The organism is Bradyrhizobium sp. LMG 9283 (genome assembly GCF_045571415.1).
Classification (GTDB): Bacteria; Pseudomonadota; Alphaproteobacteria; order Rhizobiales; family Xanthobacteraceae; genus Bradyrhizobium.
The window spans coordinates 6,015,578-6,029,731 of sequence record NZ_CP120691.1 but is presented as its reverse complement, the minus strand read 5'-3'; the positions used below and the strand labels follow the sequence as shown (position 1 = coordinate 6,029,731).

The 14,154-nt window shown below is 64.2% G+C and carries 8 protein-coding genes and 1 pseudogene; 4 read left to right on the top strand and 5 right to left on the bottom strand.

The window, feature by feature from the left end:
- Positions 1–329 precede the first annotated feature (329 nt).
- Complete coding sequence (locus tag P6U29_RS28485; RefSeq protein ID WP_407112447.1) at positions 330–1,526, bottom strand: IS91 family transposase; 1,197 nt, start codon at positions 1,524–1,526, stop codon at positions 330–332.
- A gap of 11 nt (positions 1,527–1,537) precedes the next feature.
- Positions 1,538–2,428, bottom strand: a complete 891-nt coding sequence (locus P6U29_RS28480) for a tyrosine-type recombinase/integrase (RefSeq protein ID WP_407112448.1) — start codon at positions 2,426–2,428, stop codon at positions 1,538–1,540.
- A 237-nt stretch (positions 2,429–2,665) separates the two neighbouring features.
- Between P6U29_RS28480 and P6U29_RS28475 the strand changes: the two are divergent.
- Together P6U29_RS28475 and P6U29_RS28470 are read left to right on the top strand one after the other, a co-directional pair.
- Positions 2,666–2,779 (top strand): annotated as a pseudogene (locus P6U29_RS28475) (zinc-ribbon domain-containing protein); the annotation flags it as partial.
- Positions 2,780–2,926: 147 nt separating this feature from the next.
- The gene (locus P6U29_RS28470; RefSeq protein WP_407119439.1) at positions 2,927–6,076 is read left to right on the top strand and encodes an AAA family ATPase; all 3,150 of its coding nucleotides are present in this window, start codon (positions 2,927–2,929) and stop codon (positions 6,074–6,076) included.
- 461 nt (positions 6,077–6,537) lie between these two features.
- Here the strand turns inward: P6U29_RS28470 and P6U29_RS28465 are convergent, their stop codons facing one another.
- The 3 genes from P6U29_RS28465 to P6U29_RS28455 form a co-directional block, all read right to left on the bottom strand.
- Positions 6,538–7,734: an IS91 family transposase gene (locus P6U29_RS28465; protein ID WP_407112447.1), complete on the bottom strand. Its 1,197-nt coding sequence runs from the start codon at positions 7,732–7,734 to the stop codon at positions 6,538–6,540.
- A gap of 11 nt (positions 7,735–7,745) precedes the next feature.
- The gene (locus P6U29_RS28460) at positions 7,746–8,636 is read right to left on the bottom strand and encodes a tyrosine-type recombinase/integrase (protein WP_407112448.1); all 891 of its coding nucleotides are present in this window, start codon (positions 8,634–8,636) and stop codon (positions 7,746–7,748) included.
- A 388-nt stretch (positions 8,637–9,024) separates the two neighbouring features.
- The gene (locus P6U29_RS28455; protein ID WP_407113576.1) at positions 9,025–10,797 is read right to left on the bottom strand and encodes a methyl-accepting chemotaxis protein; all 1,773 of its coding nucleotides are present in this window, start codon (positions 10,795–10,797) and stop codon (positions 9,025–9,027) included.
- A gap of 223 nt (positions 10,798–11,020) precedes the next feature.
- Here P6U29_RS28455 and P6U29_RS28450 point away from each other — a divergent pair, with 223 nt between their 5' ends.
- Both P6U29_RS28450 and P6U29_RS28445 read left to right on the top strand, forming a co-directional pair.
- Complete coding sequence (locus P6U29_RS28450; protein WP_407113574.1) at positions 11,021–12,403, top strand: ethanolamine ammonia-lyase subunit EutB; 1,383 nt, start codon at positions 11,021–11,023, stop codon at positions 12,401–12,403.
- A gap of 158 nt (positions 12,404–12,561) precedes the next feature.
- The gene (locus P6U29_RS28445; RefSeq protein WP_407113572.1) at positions 12,562–14,148 is read left to right on the top strand and encodes a B12-binding domain-containing radical SAM protein; all 1,587 of its coding nucleotides are present in this window, start codon (positions 12,562–12,564) and stop codon (positions 14,146–14,148) included.
- Positions 14,149–14,154 lie beyond the last annotated feature (6 nt).

The window sequence follows — 14,154 nt, the reverse complement described above, 5'->3', positions numbered from 1 at the left end:
TCGGATGCCGGCCGCATGAGGGACGGCGCGGCGTGTTCGGCGGCCGGCGTCCGAAAGCCTCCAAGGGAGGAAACCGCGGGTAAGGGATGTAAGGTCGGGCCGCAGGCGCTATGGGGTTTTGAGCGCCGCGGGCGAACTCGTTGATTGGGATCGAGTCGGCCCAACGAGTTGCACGACGGTGAAGTCGCTGACGAATGCGCGGCGGATGGCCTTGAACTCCAGAAGTTGTCCGACGATTTGCGACGGCTGGTGGATATCTGGGCGCGCTCTGCCGTGGCTGGTCGAGGGCCAGCGAGCGCGGCGAGCGGATTTGCGGGATTGCGGCACGGTCATGAGGTGTCGATCCTGATGTGGTTCGTTGGAGCTGTCGGCCGATGCCGTGGCATTGCACCGCGCTCGAAGACTTCGATTATGATCATGCGACCGCCGCAGCATGGACAACTCGGTTTGCCGGGATCGGCGGCGGCAGTGGGCTGGCCTTCAGGTCTTGCGACGGCGAGCAGTTCACGCGCGTGGGCGACGTTGTCAGCGCAAGCACTCTTGGCGAAGAGGCCGTAGTGGCGGATGCGGTGCAAGCCCTTCGGCAGCACGTGGATGAGAAAGCGGCGGATGAACTCGGCGATGGCGAGCGTCATCTGCTTGTATCGGTCGCGGCCCTCGATGCGGTAGTCCTTCCATTTGAAGGTGACGAGCTGTTCGTCAAAGGCGATCAAGCGGCTGTTGGCGATGGCAACGCGATGAGTATAGCGTGACAGATAGGCCAGCACCGCCTCGGGGCCACCGAATGGACGCTTGGCGTAGACGACCCACTCGGCTTTACGCAGCGGCGCGAGATGGGCTGCGAAGGACTGTGCGTCAGCCAGATGCGCGTAATCGCCGAAGAAACTCAGGCGACGGGCTCGGTGGGTCGCGATGAGCTTCTCCAGGAACAGCCGTCGGAACAGGTGGGAGAGCACGCGCACCGGAAGGAAGAAGCCCGGTCGGCATGATACCCAGCGCTGGCCATCTGGTGAGATGCCGCCACCCGGCACGATCATGTGCACGTGCGGGTGATGGGTCAGTGCCGAGCCCCAGGTGTGCAGCACGGAGGTGATGCCGATCCTGGCACCGAGATGCTTCGGGTCGGCGGCAATCGTCAGCATGGTCTCGGCCGAGACCTTGAACAGCAGGTCGTAGACGACGGCCTTGTTCTGGTAGGCGATGTCGGCGATGGCCGCCGGCAGTGTGAACACGATGTGATAGTACGGCACCGGCAACAGCTCGGCTTCGCGTTCGGCGAGCCATTGCTTCGCGGCGGCGCCTTGGCACTTCGGGCAGTGGCGGTTGCGACAAGAGTTGTAAGCGATGGTCGTATAGGCGCAATCCGCGCAGCGCGCGACATGGCCGCCGAGTTCCGCCGTGCGGCAGTGCTCGATCGCCGACATCACCTTCAACTGCTGGAGGCTCACATGGCCGGCGTTGGCCTGACGCCACGCCGGACCATGGCCGCGGAAGATGTCCGCGACCTCCAATCTTGGACGCGCCACGTGCCTTCCGCTTAGGCCGGTGGCGTGTCCCTGGACTCATTCTTCTTGGACGTCAGCGGCGTGAGGCGATCCAGCGGGCTCATGACCTCGCGGATGGTGTTGGTGGCGACGCGGGTGTAGAGCGCCGTCGTCTCGAGTTTAGCGTGGCCCAGCAGGACCTGAATCACTCTGATATCGATGTTCTGCTCGAGCAGGTGGGTCGCGAAGCTGTGGCGCAAGGTGTGCGGCGTCACCCGCTTGGCAATCTCGGCCATGTCCGCCGCAGCATGGCAGGCACGCGTGAGCTGGCGTGTCGTCATCGGGCTGGCCGGCTTCAGTCCCGGAAACAGCCAGCCTTGCGGGCGGCCGATGCGATACCAGTCGCGCAAGAGCGCGAGCAGCACCGGAGACAGCATGGCGTGGCGATCCTTGCGGCCTTTGCCCTGCTCGACGCGCAACATCATGCGTTCGGAATCGATGTCGGACACCTTCAACGCAACGACCTCAGAGACGCGCAGTCCCGCACCGTAAGCGACGCTGAGCGCAGCTTTGTATTTGATGCTTGGCGCTGCCTCCAGAAAGCGCGTAACCTCTTCCGGGCTTAACACAACCGGAACCTTGCGCGGCTCGTGCATGAACGACAGGTGCTTGGCAAGCTCGGGCCGATCGAGCGTCACATTGAAGAAGAAGCGCAGCGCCGAGACCGTGGCGTTGATCTTTGGCGCGTGGGCGCCGATCGACGCCAGATGAAGCCGAAAGCGGCGCACGTCCTCCGGCTGGGCCTGGTCGGGCGAGCGGCCGAGGAACGCCGCGAAATCCTTGACCCTTTGCACGTAGTCATGTTGGGTCTTCGGAGCGAACTTGCGGATCGCCATGTCTTCGATCATGCGCTGGCGCAACGGGCTGATGGCCTGCTTGGTCATTGGGGATGCTCCTGTCTTGAGTGAGGTTGTCGAACCCCTCGATCTCAAGACAGGACGCCCCGTTGCGCTATCCTGTTGGCTGCCCCGCCTGCCGTAGCGCCCTACCGCGCGAGCGGTTTAGTCCTTTGACCCCAAGCCGTCATTCCGGCCCACTTTCAAAGAACCATTTCGCCCCAAATAGGCGTAGAATTTGCTTATTGCGTGTTGGATGATGCGATAGGAGCTTGGAAAGCTCCTATGCTGGGCTCCCTGGTTGCCAAAGATAGGTGCCGCATGGAGTGCCCGAGCTGCGGCAGCGCGAATCCGGAGAAGAAGCGGTTTTGCGGCGACTGCGGCGCCCCGCTGCCGCTTCGCTGCTCTGCTTGCGGAGCCGACAACCCGCCGGGCAAGAGGTACTGCGGCGATTGTGGCGCTGCGCTGACCATATGTTTGCTAGCTAGCGCGCAAGTACAAGCAGCGCACGGCACGTCAAGGCCCGCGAACAGGCGCGAAGAACCTTTGGCGCTGTCCAGTCGACGCCGTTCGGCCGAGCGCCGGCAGGTCACCGTGATGATCTGTGACTTGGCCGGGTCAACCGAGCTGGCGTCTCGCCTTGATCCCGAGGAGATGCGCGAGGTTCTCACGGCCTTTCAGAACGCGGTGACGGGCGAGATCGCGCGGCTCGAGGGCCACGTCGCGAAGCTGATGGGCGACGGCATCTTGGCTTATTTTGGCTGGCCGAGAGCCCATGAAGATGAAGCCGAGCGGGCCGTGCGCTCGGGGCTCGCCATCGTCGCGGCGGTGGCCCGGCTCCGCGCGCCGATGGGTGTGCCGCTGGCCTGTCGGGTCGGGATTGCAACCGGTTTAGTTGTGATCGGGGACCTCGTTGGCGAAGGTTCGGCGCAAGAGGAGGCCGTGGTGGGCGACACCCCGAACCTCGCCGCCCGCCTTCAGGGGTTAGCCGAACCGGGCAAGGTGATCGTGGCCGATACTACGCGCCGCCTTCTTGGCGGAGTGTTCGAACTGACAGATCTCGGTCCGCAATCGGTCAAAGGTTTCGCCGCCCCGATCCGCGCGCATCTCGTCGAGGGCGAGACGGCCGTCGAGGGCCGTTTCGATGCCCACCATGCCCTGGCGGTGCCGTTGGTCGACCGTGCGCAGGAACTGGCATTGCTGCTCGGCCGCTGGCAACTGGCGCGGGCCGGTGAAGGTCAAGTCGTGCTGGTCTCGGGCGAGCCCGGTATCGGCAAGTCGCGGCTCGTGCAGGCGCTGCGTGAGGCGACGCGGGGCGAACGCCGCGTGAGCTTGCGCTACCATGGCTCGCCCTATCATGCGAATGACACGCTCTGGCCGGTGGTGCAGCAACTCGTACGGGCAGCCGGGCTCGGCCCGGAGGACACCACCAAGGCCAGGCTCGACAAGGTCGAAGCTCTACTCGCGAGGGCGGTCGCCGACCCGCGAGCGCCGGCGCCGTATCTGGCTAGGCTCCTCGACCTCGAACCCGGTGGTCGCTATCCAGTGCAGGACCTCACTCCGCAGCAGCAGAAGCTGCGGATATTCCAGGCCCTGATTGCCCAGCTCGAGGGTCTCGCCAGGCGAGGGCCGGTGCTCGTTATGGCCGAGGATCTGCACTGGTTCGACCCGACGACGATGGAGCTGTTTGAAGCCCTCGTGGAGCAGCTGCAGCGCTGGCCGGTCCTTCTCCTCGGGACGTTCCGCCCGGAGCTTCCGCCGCCCTGGACTCGCTTTCCACATGTCACACTGCTAACGCTCAACCGTTTGGGGCGCGGCGACACGACGAGGCTGATCGACGGCATCGCGCGCGGACGCAGCCTGCCCCCGCTCGTCGTCGACGCAATCCTGACCCGGACCGAAGGCATTCCGCTGTTCACGGAGGAACTGACGAAGACGATTCTCGAGTCGGACCTGTTGCGTGCAACGGATTATGGCTTCGAGCTGACCGGCCCGTGGCGGCAGCCGGCGATCCCGAACACGCTGCAGGACTCGCTCATGGCCCGCCTTGATCGGCTGGGTGCTGTGAGAGAGCTGGCGCAAGTTGCCGCATGCATCGGTCGGGAGTTTAACCATCAACTGCTCGCTGCCGTGACCGCCCGGCCGGAATCCGATCTGCTCGTCGCCCTCGACCAGCTGGTGGCGTCGGAACTGGTGTTCCGCCGCGATTTTGGCCCTGCAGCAACATACAGTTTTAAGCATGCGCTAGTGCGCGATGCGGCCCACGGGAGTCTGCTCAAGGAGCGCCGCCGCCAAATCCACGGTCGCATCGCCGCGGTGATCCGAGAGCAGTTTCCGGAGATTGCGGCCGGCCATCCTGGCATTCTGGCGCAGCACCTGACCGAGGCAGGTCTGATTGAGCTGGCTGCCGAAGCCTGGACACGAGCCGGACTCGCGGCGCTCGGCCGCTCGGCCATGAACGAGGCGACGAACGCGCTTCAGAACGCATCAAAACTGCTCGGCGAGCTTCCGGATACGAACGAGCGCAAGCGGCGCGAACTCGACCTGCTAGGTCCGCTCAGCGTGGCCCTCTCGAATACCCGTGGCCCCGCCGCGGCGGAGACCTCCGCGACCTACGATCGAGCCGCGGTGCTCGCGCAGCAGCTCGGCGACAATGAGAGCTGGCGCCGTGCCCGCTGGGGGATTTGGCGTGTGGCCAATGTCCGGGCGCATCTGCACGAGGCAGCGGTGATCGCGGATGGGCTGCTAGAGGACGCGGCACGCGAGGGGAGCGCGGCTTGGGCCCTGCATGCGCATCACGCCGCCTGGTCGACACGGCTGTTCATGGGCGATCTCGCGGCCGTTTGCCGTCATGTCGACATAGGGCTTGCGCTCTACGACATCGATCGTGATCCCGCCGATTGCGTCGCTCTCGGCGGCCACGATGCGCGCGAATGTGGGCTGATCCAAGCTAGCAATTCGCAACTGGTCATGGGCTTTCCAGATCGCGCCCGCGCTATGAACCGTGCCGCAATCGAGCACAGCTTCCGCTTGGGTATCCCTCAGTCGATTGGCCACGCGCATAACTGGAGCCTGATCCTCCTCCAGCTCGTCGATGACACTCGGGAACTCGAGGCGCGCACTAATTTCCTGGCCGATCTCGCCGCGCAACACGGAATGAACATCTACTATTCCGAGGCGCGGATCCTTAATGCCTGGCTCGGTGTAAAGCACGACCGAGATCCGAAGGCGCTGACCGCCATGCGCGACTTCTTCGAGCGCCGGCTCGCCATGGGGACTTACTTCCTCCAAACCTATTTCTATTGGCTGATCGGGGAGGCTGCCCTGCAGCTCGGTCGCGCAGAGGAGGCGCTCGCCGCAGCCAAAGAGGGCTTGGCGCGGGCCTCTGCAACAGCCGAGGGTTTTTGCGTCGCCGAGCTGCACCGCCTTGCGGCGTGCTGTCAGCTCGCGCTGGACGCCAGCGATTCCGAGAGCGCTGAGCACGCGCTCCAGGCTGCACTGGCGGATGCGCGTGCTCGCTCGGCCCTCCTCTGGGAGGTGCGTGCGGCGAAGGATCTGGCGCGGCTTTGGAGCGAGCGTGCGCGTCGCGAGGAAGCACGTAATCTCCTCTCGTCGGCCTACGCCCGATTCACTGAAGGGTTCGACACGCCAGATCTGAAGGACGTAAAAGGGTTGCTTGAGCAGCTGACGGACTAGACTGGACCCGTTTTGTCTGTCCGTCACAGGTTCGTACCCACGAACTGATCGGCCTGAGAACCTTGCAACGACGCGGTGCATCTCGGCGACGTCGCACTCAAGGAGCGGCGACTTCCGCCTTTGTGAAGGGTTTCGGATGCCGGCCGCATGAGGGACGGCGCGGCGTGTTCGGCGGCCGGCGTCCGAAAGCCTCCAAGGGAGGAAACCGCGGGTAAGGGATGTAAGGTCGGGCCGCAGGCGCTATGGGGTTTTGAGCGCCGCGGGCGAACTCGTTGATTGGGATCGAGTCGGCCCAACGAGTTGCACGACGGTGAAGTCGCTGACGAATGCGCGGCGGATGGCCTTGAACTCCAGAAGTTGTCCGACGATTTGCGACGGCTGGTGGATATCTGGGCGCGCTCTGCCGTGGCTGGTCGAGGGCCAGCGAGCGCGGCGAGCGGATTTGCGGGATTGCGGCACGGTCATGAGGTGTCGATCCTGATGTGGTTCGTTGGAGCTGTCGGCCGATGCCGTGGCATTGCACCGCGCTCGAAGACTTCGATTATGATCATGCGACCGCCGCAGCATGGACAACTCGGTTTGCCGGGATCGGCGGCGGCAGTGGGCTGGCCTTCAGGTCTTGCGACGGCGAGCAGTTCACGCGCGTGGGCGACGTTGTCAGCGCAAGCACTCTTGGCGAAGAGGCCGTAGTGGCGGATGCGGTGCAAGCCCTTCGGCAGCACGTGGATGAGAAAGCGGCGGATGAACTCGGCGATGGCGAGCGTCATCTGCTTGTATCGGTCGCGGCCCTCGATGCGGTAGTCCTTCCATTTGAAGGTGACGAGCTGTTCGTCAAAGGCGATCAAGCGGCTGTTGGCGATGGCAACGCGATGAGTATAGCGTGACAGATAGGCCAGCACCGCCTCGGGGCCACCGAATGGACGCTTGGCGTAGACGACCCACTCGGCTTTACGCAGCGGCGCGAGATGGGCTGCGAAGGACTGTGCGTCAGCCAGATGCGCGTAATCGCCGAAGAAACTCAGGCGACGGGCTCGGTGGGTCGCGATGAGCTTCTCCAGGAACAGCCGTCGGAACAGGTGGGAGAGCACGCGCACCGGAAGGAAGAAGCCCGGTCGGCATGATACCCAGCGCTGGCCATCTGGTGAGATGCCGCCACCCGGCACGATCATGTGCACGTGCGGGTGATGGGTCAGTGCCGAGCCCCAGGTGTGCAGCACGGAGGTGATGCCGATCCTGGCACCGAGATGCTTCGGGTCGGCGGCAATCGTCAGCATGGTCTCGGCCGAGACCTTGAACAGCAGGTCGTAGACGACGGCCTTGTTCTGGTAGGCGATGTCGGCGATGGCCGCCGGCAGTGTGAACACGATGTGATAGTACGGCACCGGCAACAGCTCGGCTTCGCGTTCGGCGAGCCATTGCTTCGCGGCGGCGCCTTGGCACTTCGGGCAGTGGCGGTTGCGACAAGAGTTGTAAGCGATGGTCGTATAGGCGCAATCCGCGCAGCGCGCGACATGGCCGCCGAGTTCCGCCGTGCGGCAGTGCTCGATCGCCGACATCACCTTCAACTGCTGGAGGCTCACATGGCCGGCGTTGGCCTGACGCCACGCCGGACCATGGCCGCGGAAGATGTCCGCGACCTCCAATCTTGGACGCGCCACGTGCCTTCCGCTTAGGCCGGTGGCGTGTCCCTGGACTCATTCTTCTTGGACGTCAGCGGCGTGAGGCGATCCAGCGGGCTCATGACCTCGCGGATGGTGTTGGTGGCGACGCGGGTGTAGAGCGCCGTCGTCTCGAGTTTAGCGTGGCCCAGCAGGACCTGAATCACTCTGATATCGATGTTCTGCTCGAGCAGGTGGGTCGCGAAGCTGTGGCGCAAGGTGTGCGGCGTCACCCGCTTGGCAATCTCGGCCATGTCCGCCGCAGCATGGCAGGCACGCGTGAGCTGGCGTGTCGTCATCGGGCTGGCCGGCTTCAGTCCCGGAAACAGCCAGCCTTGCGGGCGGCCGATGCGATACCAGTCGCGCAAGAGCGCGAGCAGCACCGGAGACAGCATGGCGTGGCGATCCTTGCGGCCTTTGCCCTGCTCGACGCGCAACATCATGCGTTCGGAATCGATGTCGGACACCTTCAACGCAACGACCTCAGAGACGCGCAGTCCCGCACCGTAAGCGACGCTGAGCGCAGCTTTGTATTTGATGCTTGGCGCTGCCTCCAGAAAGCGCGTAACCTCTTCCGGGCTTAACACAACCGGAACCTTGCGCGGCTCGTGCATGAACGACAGGTGCTTGGCAAGCTCGGGCCGATCGAGCGTCACATTGAAGAAGAAGCGCAGCGCCGAGACCGTGGCGTTGATCTTTGGCGCGTGGGCGCCGATCGACGCCAGATGAAGCCGAAAGCGGCGCACGTCCTCCGGCTGGGCCTGGTCGGGCGAGCGGCCGAGGAACGCCGCGAAATCCTTGACCCTTTGCACGTAGTCATGTTGGGTCTTCGGAGCGAACTTGCGGATCGCCATGTCTTCGATCATGCGCTGGCGCAACGGGCTGATGGCCTGCTTGGTCATTGGGGATGCTCCTGTCTTGAGTGAGGTTGTCGAACCCCTCGATCTCAAGACAGGACGCCCCGTTGCGCTATCCTGTTGGCTGCCCCGCCTGCCGTAGCGCCCTACCGCGCGAGCGGTTTAGTCCTGTGGCCCATCGCCGACTTGCCGAGGCTAAATGGTCGCTTCCGGTTTTGGCGGCAGAGCGGACGAGACGCGGCCACTTTGGCAAGACTTACGCGCCCCGATCCCTAGGGCGAACAGGGGGCCGTACAGCGCGTGTTGCCATGATGACATGATGCCGGTGTTTTGCCCGACGAGTCAAAATCTATTTCGTAAAATCAGTAGGCATGCGAGGCCGCCGCTAAGCCATTGAAAAACCTGTGCTGGCCTACTGTGCATGGGGTTGTTTTCAAGTTTTTGTTTGACGCGGCCGGCTTGGCGGCTTTCCCGACTTGGCGACGCGACCGTCCGTCCCTCCTGACTGCAGGTTCTGGAAGAACGTCTCCACCTTCCGCGACAGCGTGTCCGCCGTCGCGGTCAGGCTGCTCGCCGCCGTCAGCACGGAGGCTGCCGCCGTATCCGTCTCGCCGATGGCGTCACGCAGCGAGGTGATGTTCGCCACGAGCGTCTCGTTGCCCTGGGCGGCGCTTTGCGCGTTGGAGGAGATCTCGCGCGTGGCGGCGTCCTGCTGGCCGACGGCGCCGGCGATCGCCGAGGTGACCTCGTTGATCTCGCGGACCGCGCCGCCGATCTCGCGCACGGCGTCGACCGCATTGCGCGTGGAGGCCTGGATCATCGAGACATTCTCGCTGATTTCCGCCGTGGCTTTGGCAGTCTGGCCCGCGAGCGCCTTCACCTCATGAGCGACAACGGCAAAGCCGCGGCCGGCATCGCCGGCGCGCGCGGCTTCGATGGTGGCGTTCAGCGCGAGCAGATTGGTCTGCTCGGCGATCGCCTGGATCAGGTTGAGCACGCCGTCGATGCGTTGCGTGGCCGCGGCGAGGCTCTCGATCTCGGAGATCGACTTCTCGGTGCGCTGGCCGGTCTGCTCGACCGCGCCGGCCGATTGCCTCACTTGGCGCCCGATCTCCACCACAGAGGCCGACAGCTCCTCGGCCGCGCTCGCCACCGCCGAGACGTTGTGCGAGGCCTGCTCGGTGGCGTTCGCCGCCGTGCCGGCGCGGCTGCTCGCATCCGCAGTGACACGCGTGATGGTCTGCGCGGTCTCGCGCATGACCGAGGCGTTGTCGCCGAGGCCGCGCATGATCGCGCCGATCGCCTCACGAAATTCCTCGACGGATCGCTCGATGTGGCGGGCGCGCTCCTCGCGCGCGGCGGCGTCTTGCGACACTTGCGAGGCGAGGTTGCGGTTTCGGCCCATGGCGTCCTGGAAAACCTGGATGGCGCGGGCCAGCGCGCCGATCTCGTCGGCGCGATCAGAGTGCGGCACCACGACATTTTCTGCGCCGTCGGCGACCTGCTTGATGGTGGCGGTGATCGCGGCGAGCGGCCGGGCGATCGAGCGAGCGATGATGACGATGCCGATCACGACGAGGGCGAGCGCCACGCCACCGAGGCAGGTCAGCACGAACGACAATTCGCGATTGGTCTCGGTCTGCTGCGCGATCTGCCTGGCGCGCTCGGCATAGACCTTGGACAGCGCCTCGAGGTCCTTGTTCAGGGCCGAGCGCACGCTGCGATTGGCGTCATTGTCGCCCCATTCGCGGCCCGCGGCCGCATTGATCTCGACGCCGCGGCGCACCAGCTCCTTGCGGAACTCGACGAACTGCTCGATGCGCTTCTTGAAGGTTGCGAACTGCTCGGCATCGTCGGCTTTGACGATGGTCTCCCAGCGCTTCACGACGTCGAGGATCTGGGCATTGAACTTGAGCAGGCCATCGCCGTATTTCTTCACCACGGCCGGCTCGGTCGACATGTAGACGCCGCGCGATTCCATCACGACCGCATAGACCAGCGAGTTGACGCGCTCGACGTTCAGTGCGGCGGCGTTCGCCGTCTCGATCGCGCTGGTCAGCTCGGCGCTGCGGCGGCTGTTGTAGTCGGACAGCATCGCGATCGCGGCCGTGAGCAGCGCGAACAGCGCGAAGATCGCGTAGAGCTTGGTGGCAAGCGTGAAACGGCCTGCCAGCTTGGTGGCATTCCCAGATCGGTCAATTGTCATGGTGTTCGAGGGCCCGGATGAGCTTGAGGCGGCCGGTGAGCGCGGTCGTGTAAAATTGATGCAAAACTATGCAGAACGAAGATGGACGCAGCGTTAATGCGTCCGTTGGCCTCCGTCCCCCTTCGTCGAAAGAAGTAAGATATTTCAGCGTCTTGATCCGAGGGTATAGTTTCACGATAGTCCTGGAGTCGGCCATTGGCCGATGAACCCCGGAGAGAGACCCTTGGTCTACCGCCACACCATCGACGCCACGACCTACACCTTCCCTGATCTGCGCGACCTGCTCGCGAAGGCGACGCCGCCGCGCTCCGGCGACCGGCTGGCCGGGGTCGCCGCCGACACCGCCGCGCAGATGATCGCGGCGCGGATGGCGCTTGCGGACGTCCCGCTCGGGCAGTTCCTGCAGGAAGCTGTCATCCCCTATGAGGTTGACGAGGTCACCCGCCTCGTCATCGACAGCCATGACGCCAATTCCTTCGCGCCGGTGGCCTCGCTGACGGTTGGAGCTTTCCGCGACTGGCTGCTGTCGGACGCTGCGACCCCCGAGATCTTGCGCAAGCTGGCAGGCGGCATCACGCCGGAAATGGCGGCCGCGGTGTCAAAGCTGATGCGCAACCAGGATCTGATCCTGGCGGCGCGGAAATGCGAGGTCACCACTGCCTTCCGCAACACCATCGGGCAAAAGGGGCGGATGAGCACGCGGCTGCAGCCCAACCATCCGTTCGACGACGCCAGAGGCATCACCGCCTCGATCCTCGACGGCATCCTGCTGGGGGCCGGCGATGCCTGCATCGGCATCAATCCCGCGAGCGACGATCCCGCCGTCATCGCGCAATTGCTGCGGCTGCTCGACGAGATCATCGCGCGGCTGAAGATCCCGACGCAGGGCTGTGTGCTGACCCATGTCACCACGACGCTGTCGCTGATCGGGCAGGGCGCCCCGGTCGACCTCGTCTTCCAGTCGGTCGCGGGCACGGAGGCCGCCAACCGCAGTTTCGGCATCGATCTCGCGCTTCTGAAAGAGGCGCAGCAGGCCGGGCTGTCGCAAAAGCGCGGCACGGTCGGGCAGAACGTGATGTATTTCGAGACCGGCCAGGGCTCGGCGCTCTCGGCGGGCGCCCATCACGGCGTCGATCAGCAGACCTGCGAGGCGCGCGCCTATGCGGTCGCTCGCGCTTTTGCCCCGCTGCTCGTCAACAGCGTGGTCGGCTTCATCGGCCCGGAATATCTCTATGACGGCAAGGAAATCATCCGCGCCGGACTGGAGGATCATTTTTGCGGCAAGCTGCTCGGCCTGCCGCTCGGGGTCGACATCTGCTACACCAACCATGCCGAGGCGGACCAGGACGACATGGACAATCTGCTGACGCTACTCGCCGCCGCCGGTGTCACCTTCATCATGGGCGTCCCCGGCGCCGACGACATCATGCTGAACTACCAGTCGACGTCTTTTCACGACGCACTCTATGTCCGTGACGTCTTCGGTTTGCGCCGCGCGCCGGAATTCGACGATTGGCTGGCGGGCTCGGGCATTACAGGCGCCGATTTCCGTCTTGCCGGCGATGCAGGCCTGCTGCCGGATTTTGCCTCGCGGCTGATCGCATGAGGCGGCGGCAGGTGCCAGCTCTCCCTGCTTAGGAAACCATCGGCGTCTTCCGGAATTATGCTTGTGCCACAATATTGAGAAATTCCGGCGACAGCGTTACCCTATGTGTATGGCTGGCAATTGTCGCACCATCGGTCAAGCGTGGCGGGGGAGCTTTGATGCGAGCTGAAAGCAACGGAACGTCCCGGCGGATTCTCTGTGTGTTTCCGCGCTACACCTCGTCCTTCGGTACGTTCGAGTATTCATATCCCCTGACCGATGGTGTCCGCGCCTTCATGCCGCCGCAGGGGCTATTGCTGATCTCCGCCTATCTGCCGCAGGATTGGCAGGTCAAATTCGTCGACGAGAATCTGCGCCGCACGACGAAGGAGGAGTTCGAATGGGCGGAAGCCGTCTTCGTCAGCGGCATGCACATCCAACGCCAGCAGATGAACGACATCTGCCGCCGCGCTCATGAATTCGATCTGCCGGTCGCGCTCGGCGGGCCCTCCGTCAGCGCCTGCCCCGACTATTATCCGTCGTTCGACTATCTGCATGTCGGCGAGCTCGGCGACGCCACCAACCAGCTGATCGAGATTCTTTCGCGCGATATCTTGCGTCCTGACGAACAGGTGGTCCTCACCACCAAGGACCGGGTGCCGATGACGGAATTCCCGATCCCGGCTTACGAGCTTGCCGACGTGAAGAGATACTTCCTCGGTAGCATCCAGTATTCCAGCGGCTGTCCCTATCAGTGTGAGTTCTGCGACATTCCCGGCCTCTACGGGCGCAACCCGCGCATCAAGACGCCGGAGCAGATCATCGCCGAGCTCGACCGCCTGCGCGAATGCGGCATGACCGACACGGTCTATTTCGTCGACGACAATTTCATCGGCAATCGCAAGGCGGCGATGGACCTGTTGCCGCATCTGATCGAATGGCAGAAGAAAACCGGCTACGTGGTGCGGCTCGCCTGCGAGGCGACGCTCAACATCGCCAAGCGGCCCGAGATCCTCGAGAAGATGCGCGAGGCCTTTTTCATCACCATCTTCTGCGGCATCGAGACGCCGGATCCGGATGCATTGCATGCGATGCACAAGGACCACAATATGATGGTCCCGATCCTGGAGGGCGTGCGCACCATCAACTCCTACGGCATGGAGGTGGTCTCGGGCATCATCATGGGGCTCGACACCGACAAGCCGAACACATCGGAGGCGCTGCTCGCCTTCATCGAGGAATCCCGGATTCCGCTGCTCACCATCAACCTGCTCCAGGCGCTGCCGAAGACGCCGCTGTGGGACCGGCTGGAGCGCGAGGGACGCTTGGTCCATGATGACGGCCGCGATTCCAATGTCGAATTCCTGCTGCCCTATGATGAGGTCGTCTCGTCCTGGAAGCATTGCATGGAGGTCGCCTACGCGCCCGAGAGGGTCTATGCGCGCTATCAGCATCAGTGTGATTACACCTATGCCAACCGCCTCAAGGTGCCGCTGGCACCGGAGATGAAGACCTGGCCCAACATCAAGCGCGGCCTCGTCATGCTGCGCAACATTTTCTGGAAGGTCGGCGTGCTTGGCGATTACAAGCGCGTGTTCTGGAAGTTCGCGCTGGGACGCATCAAGCGCGGCGATCTCGAAGGCCTGATCGGCTGCGCCACGATCGCGCATCACCTCATCACCTTTGCGCGCGCGGCCTCCAGCGGCAAGCAGAACGCCTCGAACTATTCGATCCGGCTGCGCGAGGCCGCCGTTCCCGCCGAATGATGCGAC

Bases quoted from the DNA above. Each gene is read 5' to 3' on its own strand.
- P6U29_RS28480 (WP_407112448.1), bottom strand. From the start codon at position 2,428: ATGACCAAGCAGGCCATCAGCCCGTTGCGCCAGCGCATGATCGAAGAC.
- P6U29_RS28460 (WP_407112448.1), bottom strand. From the start codon at position 8,636: ATGACCAAGCAGGCCATCAGCCCGTTGCGCCAGCGCATGATCGAAGAC.
- P6U29_RS28455 (WP_407113576.1), bottom strand. From the start codon at position 10,797: ATGACAATTGACCGATCTGGGAATGCCACCAAGCTGGCAGGCCGTTTC.
- P6U29_RS28445 (WP_407113572.1), top strand. From the start codon at position 12,562: ATGCGAGCTGAAAGCAACGGAACGTCCCGGCGGATTCTCTGTGTGTTT.